Consider the following 23,838-nt stretch of genomic DNA (forward strand, 5'->3'; position numbering starts at 1 on the left):
GCCGATGGGCAGGCCTGAACTCCTCGAACTGCTGGACGTCTGGCGGACTAGCGGGACCGGGCCGGTGACACACCGGCTGGCGGCCTCGCTGGGTCTCGCCGCTGCCGAACTGGCGCGGGACACGCTTGGCCAGCGCAACCGCCGGCTGATCGCTCTGCTCGAGACATGGGTCGACCGCCCGGTCGAAGCGCATGTCGTGTGTCCGTCGTGCGCCGCCAGCAATGAATTCATCCTGCCTCTGGGCGCGATGAAGGCCTTGCCCGAACCACCCCCGGGCGCGCGGATCGACTTTGCCGGGCGCAGCTTCCGCCTGCCGACCATGGCCGATATCGAGGCGCTTGGCTCCGATCCGCTCGCCGTGGCGCGCCGCTGCGCTGATGACCCCGGGCTGGAACTTGCCCCCCATGACCTCGCCGCGCTCGGCGAACGGTTCGACGAACTCGATCCGCTCGCCCGGCTGGAAATCGATTCCGATTGCAGCGTCTGCGGCAGTCCCCTCAGCGCCGACGTGGTGCTCGAAGACTTCGTCGTCGCCGAACTGACCCGCACGGCCGATCTGCTGCTGCGTGACATCGACGTGATCGCGGCGGCTTACGGCTGGAGTGAGCAAGCCATCGTGGCCCTGCCAGCCGCCCGGCGCGCACGCTACGTGGAGCTGATTGCCGGACGGCGCGGCCCGCGCTCGCTCGATCAGGAGAGCGCGCGATGAGCGATTACTGGTCCGCTCTGGCCCGCGCCGCAGGCACCGGCGGTGCTCGCGAGCAAGCCATTGCCGCGCAGCCGCGCATGCCTTTGCCGTTCGAAGGCGAAGCGGCTGGCGAGGACGATTGGCCGGCCCCGCAGGAGGTCGAAAGCGAAACTCCGCCCCCGCTGATCGAGGCACCGCGCAGCCGCCCCCGCGCTGCCGATGCGCCGCAACCCGAGACTGAACCGGCGGCCACGCCGGCCCGCTCGCCGATCCCGGCCCGGCCTGCCACATCGGCCGAGCTAGCGCCCGAACCGCAGGACATCATGGGCCAGGCGGCGAGGAACGAACCGGGCGCCCCACCCGAGCAGCAGCCACCAGCGCAGACCGAACCGCTGCACGCCCGTCCGGTTCGCCGCAGCGATGATGCCGCCGAACACGCTTCGCCGCCCGAGCCCGCGCAGCCCGTCACCGCGCTTGCGCCCGCCGCGAATGATCGCACTTCAGCGCCGCCGGCCCCCGAAATCGGCGAGCGCCAGCCGCCGCTCATCGCCGCCCCGCGTCCGCTTGCTGCAGAACCGGACACACGCGCTCTCCCCGCCCAGGCCACGCCCGCAGTCCTTCTCATGGCGCAGGCCGAACAGGCCGCAGCTGCTGCCGAGCCGGTACCCGCCAGCGCGCCCGCGCCCATCGTCATCACGATCGACCGGCTCGATATCCGCATCGGCGATAGCGCCGCCGCCGCGCCGCCGCGGCAGCGCGAACGGCCCGGGCCGGTGATCACGCTCGAGGACTATCTGCGCATGCCGGGAGACCGGCGATGAGCGCAATGTTTGCCATTCCCGCCACGACCTACGTGCTCAAGGCGATGATCGAGCAGGAACTGACCGCGGCCTACAACCCGAAAGTTCCGCCATCCGTGCTGATCGCACCGCCGCCGCGCCCCTCGCCGACCAGCGCGGCTGCGGGCGGCGGCGGCAATGGTCCGGTCGCCGACAAGGAGCCAAGCGCGGTCTACCTATACATGCACCATGTCGCGCCAAACGCGGCCTATCGCTCGATGGCGGTGCCCTATCAGGAGAACGACGGCAGCCCTTCGGCCCGCATGCCGCTGGTGCTCGATCTGCACTACCTGCTGGCCGCGACCGGAGCGGGGCTCGAGCGCGAAACGCTGCTGGGCCTCGCGATGACGGCGTTCCACCGCCGCGCTATCGTCAAACGCGCCGATGTCTTTGCGATCCTCGACGCAACCCCGCCGCCGAACCCTTCGCAGGACCCGATGGACCAGCTGACCGGCGAGCCGCTGTGGGATGTCCGCCAGCACCCGGAAAGCATCAAGATCAGCCAGAACCCCCTCGATATCGACATGTCGACCAAGCTGTGGTCGGCCCTGCAATCGCCGATCCGGCCGAGCGCCTATTATCTTGTCACCACCACGTTCCTCGATACCGAGGTCAGCACGCCCGACGGGCCGCCAGTGGTCGATATGGAACTCACCGTCAGGTCGCGCGCCAACCCCAAGGATGCGGACGCCGCCTCGATCACGCTCTCGATCCTGGATCCTCTGCCATGAGCGGGTCGGTGCTGGAGCAGGCCCTGCTGATCGCGCTGGCCGAGAATGCGCCGCTTGAGCGCCGGGCGGTTGTGGCGTGGCTGGAAGCCGCACCGCAAGCCGCAGCGATGGCGCGGATCGTCCCGGGCTTTGTGCTCGATCCGGCCGAAGCCGCCCTGATCGCGGTCCTCGACTGCGCGGGCCTCAGCGAACCGGTGACCACCGCGATACAAGGCCAGACCCGTGACAACCGGCGCGGCCTGCCGCTGTGGCTGGCGCAGCGGCTCCTCCCCGATCTTGCCGGGCAAAGCCTTGCGGCGGGCGCGAGCCTGCGCCGGTTTGCGCTGGTCGAGTGCGAGAGCGATACGCCCCGGATCGATGCGCGGCTGTGGCTTACCGAAGCGCTGGCGGACCGGCTGAGCGCAGCCGCGCCGCGCGATCCGGGCCTCAGCGCACGGTTCACGCTGCTCGCGGCGGATCCCGATCTCGCCAGTCCGGCGCTAGCTGCCGAGCTGGCCGAGGCGCTCCGCTCGGCGCCCGACCGCCAGTTGCCGCCGCTCATCCAGGCCATCGGACTCGAACCGCAAATCGCAGCAGCGGCCTTCGCCCGGCTTGGACTGCAAACGGCGCTGCTGCGTTCCTCGGACATCCCCGCGGATCCCGAAGCGCGCGAGCGGCTGGCGACGGCCTGGAGCCGCGAATCCGCCATCGAAGGCGCGGCCCTCGTAATCGATGTCGAGGATGGCAGCGGGCCGCTCACCGCCGGATTTGCCGAGCGAGTGGTGGGGCATGTGCTGCTGACCGGACAGCCCTTGCTGCTGCGCTGCAGCCGCGCGGTGTGGTCGCTCGCCACCGTCACCAGCCGCAGTTCCGAGCTGGACCGCTGGCATATGGCGCTCGGTCCGCGCCGCGCGGCGCTGCTCGGGCCGGGGCTGGCCCAAGTCGCCGGGCAGTTCCGGCTTTCCACGGCCGAGATCGAGACCGTCGCGGTGCGCGCTGCACCAGCGATAGACCGGGCAGGCAGCGCACCGGCGGCCACCCGCGCCTTGTGGCATCTGGCCGCGCGCGCCCATGTGCCCTCCTCCCTGCCCGGCGTCACCATCGCCGAACCGCGCTACAGCTGGGATGATATCGTCCTGCCGCCACCGCTCGAAGCCTCGTTGCGGCGGATCGAAAGCCATGTCCGTCATGCTGCGCTGGTATTCGACCAATGGGGCTTCGACCGTGCGATGGGCGGGCGCGGGCGCGGTGTTGCGGCGCTGTTTTCCGGACCGAGCGGGACCGGCAAGACCATGGCCGCCGAAGTGCTCGCCGCCGCGCTCGATTTGCGCCTGATGACCATCGACCTCAGCCAGGTGATCAGCAAGTACATCGGCGAAACGTCCAAGAACATTGCCGCCGCCTTCGCCGCAGCCGAGCGCACCGGCGCGGTGATGGTGTGGAACGAAGGCGATGCGATCTGGGGCAGCCGGGGCGAGGTTGGCCATGCCACCGACCGGCTCGTCAACGCCGAAGTGGGCGATCTGCTCCAGCGGATCGAGGCGTTCGGCGGCTTCACCGTGGTTACCACCAACCTCGCCCACGCGATCGATCCCGCATTCCAGCGCCGCTTCCGCTTCGCCCTCGAATTTCCGCTGCCGGGCCGGGCCGAGCGCATCCGGCTGTGGCAGCGCGCCTTCCCGCCTGACGCCCCGCTCGAGGCGAGCAACTGGCAGGCGCTCGCCGGGCTGCAACTCAGCGGCGGGGCGATCCGTTCGGTCGCGCTGGGCGCGGCGTTCCTCGCCGCCGAGGCCGGTGGGACGATCACCCCCGATCTGATCACGCGCGAGATTGCCGAGGAGCTGCGCAAGCAGGGCCTGCCGATGCCGCGGATCGATTGGGGCACCCCGCCGCACACATTGGAGGCGGCCGAATGAGCCGGGCCGCATTCCCCCGCCTCCCCGGCCAGCAGGTCGATCTGCGGATCGGATCGCTGCGGATCACCGGCGCCTCGCGGATCGAGGCGCGGCGCCTTGCCGAAGCGCTGCCAGCCGCGCTCGAAGCCGCCATCGCGGGCCGCACTGCACCGCCTGCCCGGCGCAGCGCAGCCGATGACCTTGCCCTGCGCATCCTCGATGCCGTGCAGCAGGCGCAAGGCAGGCGGCCATCATGAGGGAGGCCGCACTCCTCCCCAAGCCGAGCCCGGTGCTGCCCCCGTCTGCGCCCTTTGTCTCGGCGGGGGCGAAGCTGGTGCAGGCCAAGTCCGGCCTCGGCGGAAGCGGGGCGATGATGGCACCGCCAATCCCCGACGCTGGCCGCCCGCTCGATTCCGCAACGCGCCAAACCATGGAAAGCGGCTTCGGGCAGGACTTCGGCAAAGTCCGCGTCCACGACGACGCCCGCGCGCACGATCACGCCCGCGACCTCAATGCGCGGGCCTATGCTGCTGGCGACCATATCGTGTTCGGCGAGGGCCACTACCGCCCCGAAACCGCCATGGGCCGCGCACTGATCGCCCACGAACTGGCGCACACCGTCCAGCAAGGCGGGGTCCAGATGAAGGCCGATGGCCCGCTCCCCGCAGCAGCGGACGCCGAACTCGAAGGCCAGGCCGACCGCGCCGCCGCCGCAGTTACCGCTGGACGCGCCGCCCCCGCACTGTCGCGCATCGGCGCCCCCGCCGTGTTCCGCGCGCCGGGGGATCAACCGGCGCCCACCGCCGCGCCGGACCCGGCCCCGGCGCCCGATCCAGCCCCAGACCCGGCATCAGCCGCCACGGCTCCCCAAGGCCAGACCACGCAAAGCGCGAAGAACGTACCTGCCTGGGTGACCGGGTTCGAAAATGACAGCAACCCCGCCGATCTCGCCCCGGCCTACCTCGGCGTCCGCCACGGCCCGGTGTTCAAGATGCCGCTCGAAAAGGGCGCCAATGATGCGGTGCAGGAAGCCTACAAGCGCGGCGGCGCGGTTTCGACGGTCTACATCACCGGCAGCCAATCGTCCTACAAGGAGGGCCTGTCCTCCGAAGGATACCAGTCGCAGTGGCTTGCCAAGTACGGCTACACCAGCTTCGCCGTGCTGTCGAAGGCGGTCCTCGCCTCGACCGACCCCGAAGTCGTGGCCGTGCTCGACAAGCCCGCCGGAGCGAATTCCAGGAACTTCGATACCAACCGGAAGTTCGTGACCGCACTGGCCGGGGGGATCAGAGCCGCCGGCTGCGCAGTCGATCACATGGTCGAAAAGCACATGGGCGGGGCCAGCGTGCCGTCGAACCTCCAGCTGTTCGATGACAAGCGCAATTCGGCCTCGGGCAGCCAATCGTGGAACAAGGTCAAGGATCTGGTCAGCGAACTGCGGGCACCGGGCATGCGCGGGGCCAAGGCCACACAGATCCAGATCTTCTACACGGCAGTCGAGGTCGACAAGGGGCCACCCGATCCCAGCTTCGAAATCGAGAAGCTGATCAGCACCAAGGTCAAGGGCAGCGAGAAAGTGATCAAGGCCGCCGAAGGCGTGCCGGTCAACCTGATGTCGGGCCCCAATCACGCGGTCACCAACATCAAGGACAAGGGCATCTCGGCCATCGATACCGCGGCAGAGCGGGTGGTGCAGGGCCTCAAGCTGACAAACTACATCCGCAGTGACGCCGGGCCTGCGGGCAAGTTCGATGAAGCGATCGGCGAGTTCGATCACAAGGCGATGCAGAAGCTGAAGCCGACCGATTCCATCGTCAAGATCAAGGCCGAGAAAGTCGCCGCGCCCGCAGCGGCCAATCCGCCGGCGGGCGGGGGCGAGCCGGCGGCGGCAGATCCCGCGCGCGAAACCCGCAAGTTCGAAATCGCGCCAGGACCGCGGAAGATCCCGTTCGAATATCCCAACCTCAGCCCCGGTTTCGTCACTTCGCTCGCCATCACCGACAAGGGCGAGTTGACCGGTTCGGGCGTTATCTATCCCCGGATCAAGTTCCTCGGCGATATCCACTTCAATTTCACCCAAAACACGATGACGCTTTCGCGCGATATCGATCCCAAGAGCCTCAAGTCGCCGATCCCCGGGTTCCGCTTCACCGGCGGCAAATTCGATCTGCAACTGGCGCCCAAGCTGGTCCCCAGCGGCACGGTGAACTTTGAACTGGGGCCGCAGAAGAAGCCGATCGTGGTGGGTGATGTTACCGCCAAATACGAAGGCGGGGCGTTCATCGCCGAAGGCAACATCACGCCGGGTCCGGGCATTCCCGGCGCCGAAGGGGCCAGCGGCAAGATCCGCTACGCGTCCGACAAGGGCTGGTCGGGGCGGCTCGATATCACCAGCAGCGCGATCAAGAACACGGTGATCAATGCCTCCGTCGTCATGCAGCAGAAAGGCGAGGAGCTCGATATCCAGGCCGAGGGCGGCGCGAAGATCACAATCAAGGACAAGGTCTTCGACCTCAAGGCCAAGTGGGTCGAGGGCAGCATCACCTACAGCTTCAAGGGCAAATGGGAAAAGCCCTTCAAGATTGTCGACGAGATCGAGGCGACGGTTCTCTATCGCAATGATTACCTCAAGATAACCGGCGGCGGCGGGTTCCATTTCCGGACCTGGAGCGGCCATATCGACATGGTCTACGAACGCTTTTCCGGGGGCGGCGTAAAAGTCTCCGGCACAGGCAATGTCGATGTCGAAACGAAGGACAAGAAGGGCAAGGGCAGCCTCGAAGCCCATATCGACGAGACCGGAGCGATCTGGGGCAAAGGCAAGATCGCGTATCAGATCACGCCCACGATCAAGCCCGAACTCGAAGTCGAACTCGATAAGCAGAACCACCTGCACATCACCGGCTCGCTGACGCTGGGGCCCTACACCCTGTTCGACCGGTTCCCGAAGGATGGCCGCGACAACCACGAGATCTTCAAGATCAAGAGCCCGAAGTTCACGGTCCCGACCCCGATCCTCGGCGTCACCGTCTATGCCCAGCTGACCGCGAGCGTCGGCTACGGTTTCTACATCGGCCCCGCGATCGTCGAATCGATCAAGATCACCGGCTCGTTCGACCCGCTCGAGGAAAATCCCAACGTCGTGGCCAAGCTGGTGGGCAAGTTCGATTGCCCGGTCGGCGCGAAGATCTACGGCACGCTGGGCGCGCACATCGGCGCCGATGCCTTGATGGGGCTCGCCGAACTCGACGGCGGGATCAACGTCACCCCCTCGCTCGATGCAACTGCGCACGCCAAGGCCGAGGCCACCGGGGAATATGCGCAAGGCAACTTCAAGGTCGGGGTCAAGCCCTCGGTCGATCTCAGCCTCGATGCCACGCTGAAGATCGGCGGCGAAGTCACCGCCTCGGCAGCCTGGGGCCTGTTTTCGCACACGTGGGATTTCGACATCGCCAGCTACACCCAGAACCTTGGCAAAAAGACGCTCGATTTCGGTGAGCTCAGCGCCAGTTTCGGGTCGGGGCAGGCCATGCCCGGCGCGCAGGACAAGGCTGCCCTCCCGCAGATGGACCCGATCGATCTGATCAAGGACATCATCAACCGGCGCAAGAACAAGGAAAAACCCAACCCCAACTACGATCCCAACGCCCGCCCGCCGGGCGGCCACGACTATGTCGGCAACAAGATATGAGGCGCGTGGCATGACCACTTTTCCGGGATCCCCCCAGACCCTGCGCGGCGGCTTCGTGCTGATGGACGGCGAGGGCAAGCTCGTGCTGCGGACCGTGGCGTTCCAGTACAACCCCGATACGCTGCACCGCTCGCTCACCCCGCGCGGGGCCAAGATCGACGCGGGCGACCGGCTCGAAGGGCTGCGGCTGGTCGGGCCGCCGGTGGAGACGATCAAGCTCGAGATCGAGTTCGACGCGACCGACCGGCTCGAACATCCGCAGCAGAACCAGGCCACGGTGCAGGACGGGATCGCGCCCGAACTGGCCGAGCTCGAAGCGATCCTGACCCCCGACCCGGCCGCGCTCGAGGCAGCGGACGCGCTCGCCCGCACCGGTACGCTGGAGGTCCTGCCGCTGCCTTCCCCGATGGTTCTGCTCGCGCTCGGCCGCAACCGTCTCGTGCCCGTCCGGATCACCGAGTTCGGCGTGGTCGAGGAAGCCTATGATACCCGGCTCAATCCGATCCGCGCGCGCATCTCGCTCGGCCTCAGGGTGCTCTCGATCGACGATCTGGCGTTCGGATCGAAGGGCGCACAGCTGTTCATGGCGGCGGCCCGGCGGCGCGATACGCTGTCCAAGCGCAAGCCGCCCAACATGCAGGCGCTCGGCCTCACGGGGGTGCCATGACCGATATGTTCCCGCCCAACAGCCGCTACGCCGGCGTAGCGCAATCCGAATTCACGTTGCCTGACGGGACCACTCGGCGCTACCTCGCCCGGCGGATCATCCCGCAGATGGCCCGGTATCAAGCGCTGGACCGGCACCGCGCCGATGGAGACGAGCGGATCGATGGACTGGCTGCGCAAAGCTACGGCGATCCCGAGCTCTACTGGCGGATCTGCGATGCCAATGGCGATGCCGATCCGGGCACAGCGGCCGGGCCCGAAGGCCGCCTGATCGTCATCCCCCTCCCGCTGGAGATGGGCGACAATGGCGACGCTTAGGGGTGTGACCCTGACCCTCCTGATGGGGCCCGTCGCGGTGGCACCGGTGCCGGTCGCCGTGATCGAGGCGCTGGAAAGCGCGCAAGTCACCTCGGCGGTAGGCCAGCGTTCGGGCTTCCAGATCAGTTTCACCTATTCCAAGACCTCGCCGATCGCGACCACCTTGCTGCCGGCCGGCTATTTCGATCCGATGATCCGGGTGATCCTCGTCGCCACGATCAATGGCGTGCCCAAGGTGCTCGCCGATGGCCCGATCAAGCGGCAGGATGTCACCGCTTCGGCGAGCCCCGGCGAAAACAAGCTGACCATCACCGGCGAGGATGTCAGCGGCTACATGGATCTGGTCGATTTCACCGGCTTTCCGTTTCCGGGCATGCCGACATTCCTGCGCGTCGGCGCCCTGATCGCCAAATATGCGATGTTCGGCATGATCCCCGTGCCGATCCCGGAAATCTTCAGCACGATCGAACTGCCGATCAAGTCCTACGCCCACCAGCAGGGCACCGATTACGAATATCTCGAAAAGATGGCCAAGGAAGCGGGCTACGAATTCTACGTCACCCCCGGCCCGGCACCGGGGACCAACACCGCCTATTGGGGCCCGAAGTTGCGCGTGGGCCTTCCGCAGCCGGCACTCACAATCGATATGGATCACGCCAGCAACATCGATTCGATGAGCTTCAGCGCCGATGGCAACGCAGCGGTGATGCCCTACGGCTTCGTCAAGGTCGCCGGCTTCTCGGTGCCGGTGCCGGTGCCCAACATCTCGCTGCTCGCGCCGCCGCTGTCGGCCCGGCCACTGATCCCGACCAAGATCCGCCCGGTCGAAACCGAGCGCAATGAATTCCCCAAGGCGATGGCGCTACTGCTCGCCCAGCGCGGCGGGACCGAGCCGATTTCGGCCAGCGGGACCATCGACCTCGTGCGCTCGGGCGCCCCGATCGACGCGCGCTCGATCATCGGCGTGCGCGGCGCCGGGATCGCGCATGACGGGCTCTACTACGTCCGTTCGGTCACCCACACGCTCGGCCGGGGCAGCTGGAAGCAGGCCTTCCAGCTCCAGCGCGACGGGCTGGTCAGCAATGTCCCGGCGGTGCCGCTATGAGCGAGGGACCGCGCTATTACGGCAAGTACCGGGCGACGGTGCTGAACAATCTCGATCCGATGAACCAGGGCCGGGTCCAGGTCCAGCTGGCCGATCGCTATGGCCCCTTCCCTTCGACCTGGGCCCTGCCGGCGCTGCAATTTGCCGGCAAGGGCATGTCGGGCATTGTCGCGCTGCCGGCGATAGCGTCGATGGTCTGGGTCGAGTTTGAAGCGGGCGATCCCGACTATCCGGTGTGGAGCGGCAGCTTCTGGCCCGATCCGGCTGGTCTACCGGTCCAGGCGCTGGCCGGGGCCACGCCGGTCACTCCCAATATCCACCTGCAGACCACCACCGGCACCAGCATCACGCTGTCGGACAATCCGGCCCAGCAGGTTTTCATCAAGACGATCGCGGGCGCGATGATTTCGATCGGGGCCAGCGGCATCGTGATTTCAAACGGCCAGGGCGCGTCCATCGCCATGGTCGGACCATCGGTGATCATCAACGGCGGCGCGCTGACGATCACCTAGGCGCCATTTGTTCAGGAGAGGACCCGGCATGCCCGGACCGGTGTTGCACAGCACGGCAAGCGCCACCTGCCCCCACGGCGGGGCTCTGAACATCGTCGCGGCGAGCCCGCGGGTGATGGTTTCGGGCCTGCCGGTTGCGGTGGTCACCGATCAGGGCATCGTCGCGGGCTGCGCCTTCACTTTACCGAGCGGCACGCCGCAGCCTTGCGTCACCACCCGCTGGCTGGTGGGCTCGACCCGGGTGCTGGCCGGCGGCCAGCCGGTCCTGATCAACCCTTGCGTCGCGCTGTGCATGTCGGCCCCGCAAATCCCGGGCGGCCCGCCGATCATCGCCGGATCGCAAGTGCGGGTGGTGGCGACATGACCCGGCTGGCCTTTCCCTTCACACCCGGCCCCGATGGCCGCAGCCGCACCGTGACCTATGCCAGCGAGGCGCAAGTCGCGCAGATGCTGGAGCTGCTGATCATGACCATGATCGGCGAACGGGTGATGCGTCCGGATCTCGGCAGCCCGGTGCGGCAGATGGTGTTCCAGGCCGGCAACAGCCCGGCGGCACTGGCGCTCGAAGCCGCGCTGCAGGCAACGATTACCCTGTGGCTCGGCCAGGTCCTCGAACTGCAGGGGCTGAGCGTTGACTTTGCCGAGGATGAAGGCCGGCTCGAAGTCGTCGTCACCTACGAAATCCGCGCCAGCAAGACCGGCGGCCGGGTCGCCGTGCGCAAGGATCTGACATGAGCGCCGACCGCTATCAGTGCTGCGACGAACGGCGCCGGACCGAGCTTTCGAACCCGGCGGTGCCGTTCACCGGGATCGACTATGTCGAAGTGCGCAGCGGACCGCAGCTGAGCGATCCGATCTTCATCGATGTCTATCTGGTCAAGCCGGCGCCGGGAGGCAGCCCGGCGCTGACCATCGCCAATTTCCGCCTCACCGGGGGCGTGCGCTTTGCGGTGCCGACACAAGTCTCGCTGGTGCCGCCGTCCGGCACCCCGCTGCCCGATTACACCTTGAAGCTTGAGGGCGGCCAGCCGACCGATTTTTCGATGTACACGCTGGCCGTGGTCGCCGGCGCGGGCGGGATCGCGCCGCCTGCGTTCTTCGACGGGCGGCTGGCGGCGGTCGACTTTTCGTTCAAGATTTCCTGCGCGGGCGATTTCGATTGCGCGGCCGAGTGCGACGAACCGGCCGAGGCGCTCGGTGCCGATCCCGAATTCGATTACCGCGCCCGCGATTATCAGGGCTTTCGCCGCCTCCTGCTTGATCGCATGGCCGCGCTGGTCCCCGGCTTCCGCGAGGACGATCCGGTCGATTTCACCACCACGCTGGTCGAAGCGCTGGCCTACCGCGCCGATCAGATGAGCTACCGGCTCGACTGGGTCGGCACCGAAGCGTTTCTCTCGACCGCGCGCAGCCGCACATCGCTCACTCGCCATGCCCGGCTGGTCGATTACATCCCCGGCGAGGCGGCCAGCGGGCGGCTCTTTGCACGGATCGATCCGCTCGATGCGCCAAGCGACGGCCAAGTGATCGCGGCGTCCAGCCCGCTGCTCGTGCGCCGCCCGGATACGCCTGCCGTGATCCCCGCGCCTGCCTATGCCCGCTTCGGCCAGACGGCGGGGCCGGTGTTCGAGACCGTGGCCGATCTCAGGATCTGGGCATGGCGGACGCACATCATGCTGCACACCTGGTCGGACGAGGCCTGCACCCTGCCGCGCGGCAGCACCGCCGCGACGCTGGTCGATGGCAGCGCAGGCGGCGGAGCGCTCACCGCGGGTGAGTTCCTGCTGCTCGCCGAGATCGCATCGCCCGTCACCGGCGATGCGACCGATGCGAAGCCCGAATTGCGCCATATCGTCAGGCTGACCCGCGTCACCCCGGTCAACGATGTGCTGAAGCCGGGGCTCGCGCTGGTGCTCGCCGAATGGAGCGAGGAGGATGCGCTGCCGTTCGACCTCACGATCCAGGCGCGTGTTGCGGGCGGGCTTGGCAGTTCGGCGATGGTCACCTGTGCCGAGGCGGCGGGCAACCTGATGCTCGCCGATCACGGCGCCTCGATGCCGCCGCCGGTCCATCTCGGGCTTGCGCCGGCAGAGCAGACCGCGCTTACGCCCCGGCTCGATCCGCCCGCCCCGCTCGATGAATATGGCTGGAACCCGGAGCTTGATCGCGGCGATGTCGCGCGGACCCGGCTGTTCCGCCTCAACGATACCGATGCCGCGCTTTCGGCACGCGCGCTGACCACGATCGATCCGGCGAGGTGCCTGCCCGCGTTCGAATTGCTCGACGATTTCGGGATCTGGCAGGCGCGGCCCGATCTGCTCCGCTCCAGCCGGTTCTCGCGCGAGTTCGTGATCGAGACCGCCATCGACGGCCACCTCGCGCTGCGCTTCGGTGATGGGATCAACGGGCTGGAGCCGGAGCCCGATCTCCGGATCACCGCGCGCGGCCGCTTCGCCGCGCGGCCAGACGCCAACATCGGCGCGGGCGCGCTCGCCCATCTCGTTCTCCCCGACGCACTTGCAGGCCGCCACATCGCGGTGTCCAACCCGATCGCCGCGCGCGGCGGAACCGCGCCCGAACCCGCCAGTCAGGTGCGGATCAATGCGCCGGTTGCCTTCCGCAGACAGGACCGCGCGGTCACCCCGCAGGACTATGCCGACGCCGCGCTGCGCCATCCGGGAGTCGCCAATGCCGTCGCCGTGCCGATGTGGACCGGGGCGTGGCAGACGATGCTGCTCTACATCGATCGCACCGGCGGGTTGGCGCTCGACAAGGCATTCGAGCGCGACCTGCTGCGCCACATGGAGCACTTCCGGCTGATCGGTTTCGATATCGCGCTGCGCGGGGCAAGGACCGTGGCGCTCGATCTGCAGTTCCTCGTCTGTGTCGAGCCCGATACCCTGCGCAGCACCGTCGCCGCAGCCCTGCGCGCAGCCCTGCAGCCCGGCGGCGGGGACCACCGGGGGTTCTTCCACCCCGATAATTTCAGCTTCGGATCGCCGCTCTACCTCTCGAAGCTGATCGCGGCGATGATGGCGGTGGACGGCGTCCAGAGCGTCACGCCCAAGCGCTTCCACAGGTTTGGCTATCCTGCTGCCGGAGAACTTGAGGCAGGTGTGATCCGCCCGGGCATGCTCGAAGTGCTGCAATTGGCCGACGATCCCAACTTCCCCGAACGCGGCCGTCTCGGGCTCGACATGGGAGGCGGACGATGAGCGATCCTTGCGCTTGCGGCACTTGCGCCAGCTGCGGCGGCTCGGCGGCGCTGCTCGAACGTCCGGTCGGCGATCCGCTGCGCTTCCGCCACGCTGCGATCCGCCAGCGAATGCTCGATTCCATCGCGTCGGCGCGGGTCGGCGCATCGCGGCCGCTGTCGGGTCTCGGGGTGCGCAGTACCGACGATCCGGCGATCGCGCTGATCGATGCCTATGCCGGCGGGCTCCACGTGCTCGCGTGGAACGGGGCGCGACTGGCCGATGACGGTACGATCCTGCGCACCAGAGACCGCGATGCGCTGGTCGATCTGGCCCGGCTGATCGGCTACGAACCGCGCCCCGCATTGTCAGCCTCGACCACGCTCGCTTTCGCGCTGGAAACCCTGCCCGGCGCGCCGGAGCGCGTCACGGTGCCCAAGGGCGCCAAGGTCGCCTCCATGCCGGGGCAGAACGAACTGCCGCAAGTGTTCGAAACCGCTGCCGAGCTCGATGCGCGCGGCGTTTGGAATGCGATCCGCGCCATCAGCCCGCTGCCCGAAATCGGCGCGTCGACCACGGTGGTCTGCACCGCCGGCGTCACCAGCGCGGCCCGCGCCGGGGATATGCTCGCCGTGCCTTTCACGCCGCAGACAGGCGCCAGGGATCACTGGCTGATCGGGCAGATCGCACAAGCCGAGCGCGTGGCCGATCCTGCCGATCCCGCCAGGTCCTACACGCGCTTTCACCTCATCGGCGCCCGCGGCGTCGAAACCACCCCGGAACTCGCCGCAGACCGCGCGGGACGCGTCATCATCCTCGCGCGCCGCGCCGCGCCGTTCGGCGCCACCGCACCCGATGCACGGGCAGTCGGCGCGGATGTCCAGGCCGCGCTAGGTGTCGATTATGACGATAGCGGCAACGTGATCGGCTGGAGCGGCTTCGAAGTCGGCGCCCCCGGCGCGGCGGACGCGCGGACCATCGATCTCGACGCGTCCTATCCCGAGGCGTTCAAGGACCGGCTGGTCCTGCTCGCGCGCTCGACCAAGCACATCATCCCGACGAAAAAGCACGAGTTCCAAATCCACCGCAAGCACAAGGTCAAGATCGGCGAGATCTACTCGGCCGAACTGACCGCGATCGAATATGCCGAGGAAGCCGAGCAGGAGGCCATCGCGTTTGCCATGGCGCAAGTCACCGCGCCGACCCTCACCAAAATCACCGCAGCCGAAGAACGCGCCCGCACCGGCTTCCTGCTTTCGGCCAAGATCAGCCGGATCACCCTCGAAACCATCGACCTCACCCGCGACCAGAATGCGCTGGACGCCGCTTCGACCAGCCTGCGCTATCTGGTGCGCGAGCTTGCGGTCCATCTCGAAACCGAAAGCCTTGAACTGCTGCGCCCGCCGCTCGATGTGGTCCTCCCCGCCCCGGCCGACCGGCTCACCCTGCCCGGCAAGATCGAGCTGCCACCAGGGCGCCGCGTCGTGCTGGCCGGCGAAGCATGGAGCGCCGCCGGGGTGCCGGGGCCGCGCCAGGCCGAAGTTGCGGTCGTCAAATCGGTCCAGTTCAATGGCGATGGCACGACAACCGTGTTCTTCGAAACCGACGTCGCGATGCAGTTCCGCTCGGTCACGCTCGATCTCCTCGGCAACTGCGTCAGCGCCAGCCACGGTGAGACGCCAGCGAGCGGAACCGAGATCATCGGCTCCGGCAAGGCAGGGGCGCGCGATCAGCGCTTTGCGCTGAAAGGCAAGCCGCTGTCGTTCGTCCCCGCCGAAAACCCGCGCGGCTATGCCCCCGCGCTCGAAGTGCGCGTGGGCGGGCGGGCGTGGTCGGAAACGGCCAATCTGATGGACCTCAGCGAAGCCGACCGCGCCTATACCGTGCGGATGGGCCGCGACGGACAGGCGGTGGTCCAGCTGGCCGGGCGGCTACCGAGCGGCCTCAACAACGTGACCGCGCTCTACCGGACCGGCGGCGGCACGAGCGGCAATCTCGATCCCGGGCGGATCACCATGGCGATGAGCCCGGTGAACGGGGTCAAGGCAATCACCAACCCGGTCCGCGCCGATGGCGGCAGCGCGGCCGAGACGATCGAAGACATTCGCCGCTCCGCCCCGATGTCCGTCCGCACGCTCGACAAGGTGGTCAGCCTCGCGGATTATGAAGCCTTTGCTGCCACTTATCGCGGGGTCGGCAAGGCGCTGGCTACGCTGCTTTACGCCGGCATGCGCCAGGTCGTCTGCCTGACCCTGGCCGATAGCGAGCTGCGCTCACCTGATCCGCATTCGGATATCGTGACCGCTCTCAAGGCCGAACTGGCGCGGGTCGCGGTGCCGGGCCGGGCGGTGCGGATCGCCGGCTTCACCAGCATCCACCCGCTGATCACCCTCGCCTTCGCGCACGATCCTTCGTACCGCCGCGCCGATATCGAAGCAGCCTTGCGGACCCGGCTGGGCGAGGCCTTCGGCGCCGCCGCACGGCCGTTCGCGCGCGCGCTTCACCGCAGCGAAGTGCTGGCCGCCGCGCAAGGCGTGGAAGGCGTCGTCGCAGCCGATCTCGCGGTATTCGCGCTGCCGGCAGGGCAGCCGGTCGAAGCCGATGGGCGGCTCGCCTGCCCGGGGCCCTCGCTCGATCCGCTTACCGGCCAGTTCAACCCGGCCGGGCTACTGTCGATCGATCCGGCCCAGGTCCTGTTCGGGGAAATGCAGCCATGAGCAAGCCGCTGAGCCCTGCCCGCCTCGCGCGCGAAACACAGCGCCTGCTGAGCCTGCTGCCCGATCATATCCGCGCGCTGGATGAAGCGAGCGGCCATTCGCTCGAAGCCCTGTTCAGCGTGCTCGCCCTCGGCACGACCGAGATCGAAGCCGAAATCGACGCTCTCTACGCAGGCCACTTCGCCGAAACCGCATCGCCCGGCGCACTCGACGATATTGCCGCGCTGATCGGCGCGGTGGCGCTGCGGCCGCTGCCGGAAGACGCCGGGCTCAACACCCGCGCCTATGTCGCCAACACCATGCGCTATCGCCGCGGCAAAGGCACCGCGCGGGTGCTGGAGGCGCTGGCTGCCGACGTCGGCGGGTTCGGCGCCGTGGCAGTCGAATACTTCATGCGGCTCTCACGCACCGCGCACCTTGCCGATGTCCGGCCCGAGCGGCCCGCAACGGCGCTGCTGGTCCCCGGCGAAACCGCCGCGCGCACCGCAACCGGGTTCGATGTGCTGCCGCGTCTCGTCGATCTGCGCTCGATCGTGCGGGCCGGCGGGCGGCATCATGTTCCGCATGTCGGAGTTCATGTCGTCCGCCCGCTCGGGCCGACGTATGCCGCCCCCGAAGGCACCGCCGGGCTGAGTGAAGTCGAAATGGCGGGCGTCCCGCTCGCTGCGCCGTGGTCGCCTGGCGGCATCGTGCAGGCTGGCTACTATCAGCTCGCCGCCGTGCCAGGCGCAGTGCTGCGCCTGTTCAATCCCGATCGCCGCTCGCAGGACGGGGCTGACCGCGTGTCCGAGGCCGATCTGGCAAGCCGCCTCAAGCGCCTGCCGCTTCACCGCGAACTTGAAGAACGGCGCGCCGCCGCGCTCGAAAGCCGCGATGCCGCGCTCGCCGATGTGCCGTGGTTCGATGGCGAGGGGCAGCCCTTTGCGGTGTTCCTTGGCCGAACGGTCGCAGGCAAGCTGGTCTATGACCGCGTCCCCGACGAACAGGTCTGCATTGCCAACCTCGAAACGCCCCCCAGCCCGGCAGGGGCACGTCCCGCACCGCAACGCGCGCACAGCTGGTTCACCGGCTCGGCAGCAGGGCCGGTGCCACATAACGCAAACAGCCCGGTCACGTGCGCCTTCGATCCGGTGACGGGCCGGATGATCTTCGCGGATCCGCTGCCCGGCACGCCCGTCCAGGCAGTGCGCGTGGCTTATGCCTACGGGATCGGACGCGCCATCGCGGCGGGGCCCTTCGACCGCAATGAGCCCGACGTTCCATTCCAGATCGTCACCGCGGCAGACGTCACCACGCATGTCTGGCTGGTCGGCCCGCGCGATCTCCCGCTGGCTCCCGGTGTTTCGTCAGCCGCATCGCTCGCGGCTGCCGTGGCGCTGTGGAACGGCGTGGCCGCCGCCGGGCACCGGGGCTTCATCGTCCTAACCGATTGCGGCCGCGCGGGCGGGAATGCCGCGCTGGAAATCAGCCTGCCCGGCGGAGCGGAGCTGACCATCGTTTCCTCGCGCTTTGAAGACCAGCAAGCCCGGCCCGGCGTCGATCCCGATCCCGCGCTGCTGGGCTACCTCGTGCGCGCCGGGCGCAGCTTCGTGGTCGAAGTGCCGCTTGCTGTTTCGGCGCAGGCCGCCGGTGCGGTCGGCGGCCGGCTGGTGCTTGATGGGCTGTCGCTGACCGGCGGGCTGACCTTGCGCGCGGGGGCGGTGTCCGATTTGCTGATCCGCTACTGCACCTTGCGCGCGCCGGGCGGCGCGGCGCTCTCCACTACCGCGCCGCTGCGCGGCAGCAGCCTGCGGATCAACCGCTCGATCGTCGGCGCGGTGCGGCTCGATTTCGGCCCTGCTCCCGCCACGGGATCGCTGGCGATTGCCGATAGCGTGGTCTCCGCCGATGGCGCAGCCGGCCTCGCGCTCGATGCGTACAAGCTCGAAACCGATCTGCGCAATGTCACAGTGCTCGGCGCAGGGCGCTGCAAGGAACTCGAAGCCACGAACGTCATGTTCGCCGCGCCCTTCACGGTCACCCGCACCCAGGCCGGCTGCGTCCGCTACAGCTGGGTACCGGATGGCTCCACCATGCCGCGCGCCTTCCGGTGCCAGCCGCAGCTTGCCGCCGGCGCGGCCGCCGCTGCCAAGGGTGCGGCGCTCTCCCCGCCCGAGCAGGAAGCCGCGGCGCTCTCGGTCACCCCGCAACTGCTCGATACCTCGCTCGATGAGCCCACCGTGGCGATGCTCGCCGCCAATTGCCCCGAAGCGATCCGCATGGGCGGCGAATCCGAGGCCGAGATCGGCGCGTTTTCCGCCGTCGCGGTCGGGCTGCGCTACGCCAACATGCGGCGGTTGTTCGAAGACTACATCCCGTTCGGCAACGAAGCCGGACTGATCGACGATACGCGCTCCAGCGCGGTTGCCCTGCGGAGGAATCGGCCATGACGATACGCAACGACGCCACCCGGCTGCGGGTGCCCCAGCGCGACAAGCGTCTGCGCCGCGGCGTGGTTGCCCGGCAAGGCCAGGTCCTGCTCGACGCTGATCTGAACCAGCACGCCCAGATGGAACTGGGCCGGATCGAGGCCGAAGCGCTTGCCGTGATGGGCTCGCCAGGGCGGCTGGTCTATCCCGCCGGCACCACCGGCTTTGCGATCGGCGCGGGCGCGCCGCCGACCATCGGCACCGGCGAGGGCTATATTGACGGCTGGCGGCTGGAAAACGCCGACCCCGCCAATTTTGCTACCCAGTACCACCCGTGGAACACCGCAATGACGCTGCCCGCGCTCGTCGCCGCGCGCGCGGCGGTGCGGCATATCGATCCGGTCGAGGAACGGGCAATGGCCGATGCCGGCCTCGGCGATGCCCAGGCGCCAGGCCGGTCGCTCAACGATTGGCAAGTGCTGGCAGTCACGGTCGCCAATCCGGCAGATCCGCTCAATGATCCGGCCTGGCTGGCGATGAAAGCGGCCTCGAGCGGCAAGCTGGCGTTTATCCTCAAGACCCTGAGCGGGCCGACCGACATCTGCTCGCTCACCCCGCAAAGCGGCTATTCGCGGCATGAGAACCTGCTCTACCGCGTCGAAGTCCACGGCGGGATCGTGGCCGAACAGCGCCCGGATGGACCGCGCTACAAGCTCGACGGGCTCCAGCTCAAGTTTTCGCGGCGCAACGCCAGCGTGATGGCTCGGGTGACCAGGATCGACACCAACCGCATCACGGTCGCGCCCGCCGCGCTTGATCCGCGCAACTGGTTCGCGCCGGGCACTTGCGCCGAACTGGTCAACCTCCACGATGATAGCGGGCTTAGCCCGATGCCGGTGGCCGAGCGGCTGTTTTCCGTCAGCCAGGCGACCGATGAGGAAGTCACCCTGCAGGAGGTCGGCGCAGTCACCGTCGCGGCGACCGGCGCTGCCGCCCCGGCCACGCCTGCCGATGAAGCAAACTGGTTCCTGCGGCTGTGGGACATGTTCCCCGCCCCGGGTGGTACGACGCCCAGCGGCATCGCGACCGTCGCGATGGCCGGCGCAACCGATTCCGCAGTGATCGATCTCGGCGACGGGATCACGATCCAGCTGACCGGCGGCGCGGCGGCGCGGTTCCGGCGCGGCGATTACTGGACCTGCGCGGTCCGGGCCGACGGGACCATGGCCTGGGCGCAGGGCACGCTGGCCAATGTCGCCGAACCGCCGCAGGGACCGGAAGTGCGCTATGCCCCGCTGGCGCTGATCACCGCCACCGGGATCACCGATCTCAGGATCCCGCTCGCCACGCTGACCGACTGCGCGCTGCTCTACCGCGGCGGCGATGGCCAGATGGCACCGGCAAGCGCCGCTGGCCTTGCGACCTTGCCCGCCACCTTGCGCGTCGCGGTAATGCGCGGCGAAAGCCCGGTTCCCGGCGCGCGGGTTCACTGGAAAGTGCTCGGCCCCGCCGGCGCGGCTGACACTGTCACCGATGCCCATGGCGCCGCAACCGGCACCGATCTGATCCTGACCACCGGACCCGACGGTATCAGCGAGGTCACGTTTGCGATCGATCCCGCCATGCCCAACGACGTTCATCAGGTCAGCGCCGATCTCGAAGACGGCCTCCAGCCGGGCACTCCGCCGATGATCTTCTCGGCCGGGTTCGACCATGAAGGCAGCCACGGCGGTTGTTCGACTTATGTCATCCCAGAAGGCAGCGATTGGGTGGCCTTGCTCGAAGCCATGGATTTCAGCCAGGACATCGCGGTCTGCTTCCAGCGCGGGCTGTTCAAGACCGAACGGCCGGTGGTGCTGAAAGGCGGGCGCAACATCAAGCTGTCGGGTGCTGGCGATGGCACGGTGCTGCTCGCCGTCCGGGGCGAGACCGTGCTCGAGCTCGATGGCTTTGCCAGCGCCGTGGTCGAGCGGCTGCGCTTCGAAACGCGCGACATTGCGCTTGGAAACAAGAAGAACGCCGATAGCGTCAAAGGCCGCAACGGCTCGCTCACCCTGCGCGGCTGCACGATCAGCGAGGTCCGCCACGCCACCCTGCGCTGCGGCGGCCAGCTGGTGACCGGGCGTACCGCGCTGACCATCGCGGGGAGCGAGGAAAGGCCGATCAAGCTCGCCCGGGTCACCGACAACCGCGTAATCGCCGGGTTCCTGCAGGACGGCATCCTCGTGACCGACTGCGAGGACGCGACGATCACCGGCAACGAGTTGATCGCAGCCCGCCGCAGCGCCGAGCTGGGCGATGCTCTGGTCGCCGATGGCAAGGCCTGGAAAAAGACCGTGGCGCACGCGCTGATCGACCGGTTTACCACGTTCACGCAGGCGAGGACCTTGCCCGATCACCGGATCCTGCGGTTCGGCCAGTTCGAAGCCGAGTTCCTCTCGCCGGTGCCGCAAGGCGAATGGGACAAGATGGTGGCCGAGACTCCCTTCGACGGCGGACGCGAGCCGAACCAGGAAGCGGTGACCGCCTATCTCGAACGCCTGACCGAGCGCGCCATGGCCGAGCCCGAACGCGCACCCGAAACCGTCAGCATGGTCCTGCAGGAAGCCGCGCGGCGCAGTCGGCGATTTGCTGTCGCCGATCGCCAGTCGCTCGCGCTCGCCACCCTGCTGCCGGGCGGGTTCACGCTCCAGCCTGTGCGGCGCCGCGTGCAGCCGACGGAAAGCGGACGGCTGGTGGCCACGGAAAATGGCCTGCAATTCGGCGCGTTCGGGGTGAAATTCGCCTCGCCGCTCAAGTTTCAGACCTGGGCGCAGCTGTATAACGATGCCTCGGTCTATTCGGCCCCGGCGCCGCGCAGCGCCGACCAGTTGGCCAGGCAGATCCGCGGGCTGGCGATGGCGCTCGCCAGCGATGCGCGGCTGCGCGGCAAATCGGCCGAGGCGGAAGGCTGGTACAAGGCCTCGGCAGCAGTGGCCCCCACCGGCGCCCGGCAGGCGATCACCTGCGGCGGCGCGGTGCTGAAGAACGTCACGATCAGCGCCAATCGCGCCAGCGGCTTTGCCAGCGGCGCGCATGTCGGGACCAGCGTGAATTCGGCCAAAGGCCGGCGCAGCACACTCAACGCACGGATCAGCGACAACGACTTCGCGCTCGCCCTGCCATCATCGCTGCATTACTGGCCGTCGGGGATATTTCTCGGCAACGCCAATACCGGGCGGATCGATCGCAACCTGCTGACCCGCGCCGACGGGAGCGAGGAACGCGGGGGCTGGCGCCATGGCATTCGCGTCTGGGGCGAACTGGGCAATTACCTGATGATTGCCGAAAACCGGATCGAGGGACCGGCCATCGGGATCAAGATCAGGCCGATGCCCGACATCCCCGAACAGGACTACAACAGCTACCTCTGGGTCGTGCGCGACAACCTCGTGCGGTGGGTCTCAACCAGCGATGTGCTGCATGCCCCGCAGCCTGTGCAGGACCGCGATAACCGGCCCGCCTGATGCGGCAAACCGAGCGGCGGCAGGCCCGAATCGTTAGGCCCACCGCCGCATTGGTGATACCTTTCTGGCTCGGCGTGATGATGGACGACTGCCAGCATTTCGATGTTTGGCGGAGCGGTGCCACTGGTTCGAGTCCATTCACGGCGCGGGGGGGAGCTTTGCGGCTTCCCCCCTCAGCATTTCCGGCAGCCACGTCCCGCTCCCATCCCCGCTCACCCCCGGCTGCGCGCTGGCGTATACCATATCGGCGAAGACCAGGCCCGCTGCTGGATCGTCGGCGCCACGTCCTTCGAAAGCGGCAAACCGAACTCGATCGACCGCAGGGTGGACCAGCGCGGCGTGGGGATTTCCAGCACGCGCACGTAATAGGCGGCGGGCTGATCGGCCTTGAACGTGGGATCGGTCCAGACAGTCGCAAGCTCCGCCGCCCCGATGGAATTGTCCCATTTGCCGGTCTTGAGATCGACTGTCGAACCGACGGGAGCCAGCTTGCCGGTGGCAGGATCGATCTTGCGCCCCCCGCTCCCCACGACGTCGAAGATCTTCTCCTGCTGCTTGCCGTTCTTGACATAGACCTTGACCACCTGCACCCGGTCGAGATTGCCGCTGAGCGGGTCCTTCACCGCCTGCACCACGAAGCTTGGCGCCTTGCCGCTTGCGCCTAGCGGCAGATCGCCGCCCATCGGCACGCCAAGGCGGTAGGCATCGTGGACCCAGCCGGGCTTCGCGACAAAGCAGCTGGCAAAGTCCCACCCGCCGAAGAAGCGCACCTTCAGGCGGCTGCCCGAAGTCGCGTAAGTCTCCTTGCGGCGGAACGCGTCGTAGATCGCCTCGCGCGTGTTTGCTTCGGCCCAGACACCGGTGAGCGCGCCGGGGCTCAGCACCACCGGGTTGAGCCCCGCCGAAAGCCCTGAGGGCTTGAGCCCCAGCGCCTGCTCCGCCGTCTCCCGGTTCAGCCGGCCGCCACCGAGATTGGCGGTGGCAATGCCGCCATACTCCTGCGCGGTGGAGACTTGCAGGCCGCTGTGCAGGTCGCTCGAACCTTCGGCGCCATCCTTGTAGGGGTTCACGCCGAGCTTCTGCTGCAGCACCAGCCCGCGTCCAAGCGCATCGCGCCAGTAGGACCCGGCGGGCTTGCTCGGCTGGTTGCCGATCAGCAGCTTGTCGAAGAGCTCGTAGTTCGCGAACTCGTCATTGGCCGAAAGCGCCGGGTGCGTTTCCGAGGTGCCCTTGTTCTGGGAAACTTCGCTCAGCGGCTCGTTCGCCGCGCGCAGCTGGGCATAAAGCCGTCGTTCTGGCTGATCGCGCCCGAAATGCGCACCGCCAGCTTGTCCGCAATGATCCCCCCGCTGACCGAAGCACGCAGCTGGTAGAAGCCCTTGTTGCCGACATCCGCCCAGCCCGAAAACTCCGGGGTAAAGCTCGGCTTGCGGCTGGTGATGTTGATCACGCCCGAAGTCGTGTTCTTGCCGGAGCGAACGCGTGACGAAAGACATCGTGAGATCACCTGAAACGGGAGGAACATGGCGCCCCCATCCCGCGCTCGCCGGGGACGGCTGGCGGATGGAAGGCGGCAAAATTGGTCCGCT

At 68.1% G+C, this 23,838-nt stretch carries 17 protein-coding genes; 16 read left to right on the forward strand and 1 reads right to left on the reverse strand.

Annotated elements, in window-relative coordinates:
• Nucleotides 1-4 precede the first annotated feature (4 nt).
• The 16 genes from ACO056_RS17045 to ACO056_RS17120 are packed head-to-tail and all read left to right on the forward strand — an operon-like array spanning nucleotide 5 to nucleotide 22,249.
• Nucleotides 5-709 (forward strand): hypothetical protein, encoded by a 705-nt coding sequence (locus ACO056_RS17045; protein ID WP_421848961.1) that lies wholly within the window; start codon nucleotides 5-7, stop codon nucleotides 707-709.
• Nucleotides 706-1,509, forward strand: coding sequence for a hypothetical protein (locus tag ACO056_RS17050; protein ID WP_421848964.1), 804 nt, complete (start codon nucleotides 706-708; stop codon nucleotides 1,507-1,509). The genes ACO056_RS17045 and ACO056_RS17050 overlap by 4 nt, the downstream gene beginning before the upstream one ends.
• On the forward strand, nucleotides 1,506-2,258 hold the full coding sequence (locus ACO056_RS17055; protein WP_421848967.1) for a DUF4255 domain-containing protein: 753 nt from the start codon (nucleotides 1,506-1,508) through the stop codon (nucleotides 2,256-2,258). Before ACO056_RS17050 ends, ACO056_RS17055 begins: the two co-directional genes overlap by 4 nt.
• The gene (locus ACO056_RS17060; protein ID WP_421848971.1) at nucleotides 2,255-4,153 is read left to right on the forward strand and encodes an ATP-binding protein; all 1,899 of its coding nucleotides are present in this window, start codon (nucleotides 2,255-2,257) and stop codon (nucleotides 4,151-4,153) included. The genes ACO056_RS17055 and ACO056_RS17060 overlap by 4 nt, the downstream gene beginning before the upstream one ends.
• A complete protein-coding gene (locus ACO056_RS17065) occupies nucleotides 4,150-4,389 on the forward strand; it encodes a hypothetical protein (RefSeq protein ID WP_421848975.1) in 240 nt (79 codons plus the stop codon). The genes ACO056_RS17060 and ACO056_RS17065 overlap by 4 nt, the downstream gene beginning before the upstream one ends.
• Entirely contained in the window at nucleotides 4,386-7,823 is a 3,438-nt protein-coding gene (locus ACO056_RS17070) for a DUF4157 domain-containing protein (protein WP_421848978.1), read from the forward strand. The genes ACO056_RS17065 and ACO056_RS17070 overlap by 4 nt, the downstream gene beginning before the upstream one ends.
• A 10-nt stretch (nucleotides 7,824-7,833) precedes the next feature.
• Nucleotides 7,834-8,490: a hypothetical protein gene (locus ACO056_RS17075; RefSeq protein WP_421848980.1), complete on the forward strand. Its 657-nt coding sequence runs from the start codon at nucleotides 7,834-7,836 to the stop codon at nucleotides 8,488-8,490.
• Nucleotides 8,487-8,807 carry a hypothetical protein gene (locus ACO056_RS17080; protein ID WP_421848983.1) on the forward strand — a complete coding sequence of 107 codons (321 nt, stop codon included), beginning with the start codon at nucleotides 8,487-8,489 and terminating at the stop codon, nucleotides 8,805-8,807. Before ACO056_RS17075 ends, ACO056_RS17080 begins: the two co-directional genes overlap by 4 nt.
• Nucleotides 8,794-9,912, forward strand: a complete 1,119-nt coding sequence (locus ACO056_RS17085; protein WP_421848986.1) for a hypothetical protein — start codon at nucleotides 8,794-8,796, stop codon at nucleotides 9,910-9,912. The genes ACO056_RS17080 and ACO056_RS17085 overlap by 14 nt, the downstream gene beginning before the upstream one ends.
• Nucleotides 9,909-10,424, forward strand: coding sequence for a phage baseplate assembly protein V (locus ACO056_RS17090; RefSeq protein ID WP_421848989.1), 516 nt, complete (start codon nucleotides 9,909-9,911; stop codon nucleotides 10,422-10,424). Before ACO056_RS17085 ends, ACO056_RS17090 begins: the two co-directional genes overlap by 4 nt.
• Nucleotides 10,425-10,452: 28 nt before the next feature.
• Complete coding sequence (locus ACO056_RS17095) at nucleotides 10,453-10,788, forward strand: hypothetical protein (protein WP_421848992.1); 336 nt, start codon at nucleotides 10,453-10,455, stop codon at nucleotides 10,786-10,788.
• Complete coding sequence (locus ACO056_RS17100; protein WP_421848995.1) at nucleotides 10,785-11,159, forward strand: GPW/gp25 family protein; 375 nt, start codon at nucleotides 10,785-10,787, stop codon at nucleotides 11,157-11,159. The genes ACO056_RS17095 and ACO056_RS17100 overlap by 4 nt, the downstream gene beginning before the upstream one ends.
• Nucleotides 11,156-13,639 (forward strand): hypothetical protein, encoded by a 2,484-nt coding sequence (locus tag ACO056_RS17105; protein WP_421848998.1) that lies wholly within the window; start codon nucleotides 11,156-11,158, stop codon nucleotides 13,637-13,639. Before ACO056_RS17100 ends, ACO056_RS17105 begins: the two co-directional genes overlap by 4 nt.
• Complete coding sequence (locus tag ACO056_RS17110) at nucleotides 13,636-16,335, forward strand: baseplate J/gp47 family protein (RefSeq protein WP_421849001.1); 2,700 nt, start codon at nucleotides 13,636-13,638, stop codon at nucleotides 16,333-16,335. Before ACO056_RS17105 ends, ACO056_RS17110 begins: the two co-directional genes overlap by 4 nt.
• Nucleotides 16,332-18,764, forward strand: coding sequence for a hypothetical protein (locus ACO056_RS17115; protein ID WP_421849004.1), 2,433 nt, complete (start codon nucleotides 16,332-16,334; stop codon nucleotides 18,762-18,764). Before ACO056_RS17110 ends, ACO056_RS17115 begins: the two co-directional genes overlap by 4 nt.
• Nucleotides 18,761-22,249: a hypothetical protein gene (locus ACO056_RS17120; RefSeq protein WP_421849007.1), complete on the forward strand. Its 3,489-nt coding sequence runs from the start codon at nucleotides 18,761-18,763 to the stop codon at nucleotides 22,247-22,249. The genes ACO056_RS17115 and ACO056_RS17120 overlap by 4 nt, the downstream gene beginning before the upstream one ends.
• A gap of 212 nt (nucleotides 22,250-22,461) precedes the next feature.
• Here ACO056_RS17120 and ACO056_RS17125 read toward each other — a convergent pair whose 3' ends face one another.
• Nucleotides 22,462-23,745, reverse strand: coding sequence for a DUF3604 domain-containing protein (locus ACO056_RS17125; RefSeq protein WP_421849010.1), 1,284 nt, complete (start codon nucleotides 23,743-23,745; stop codon nucleotides 22,462-22,464).
• Nucleotides 23,746-23,838: the final 93 nt, after the last annotated feature.

The organism is Novosphingobium sp., from assembly GCF_965228995.1.
Taxonomy (GTDB): domain Bacteria; phylum Pseudomonadota; class Alphaproteobacteria; order Sphingomonadales; family Sphingomonadaceae; genus Novosphingobium.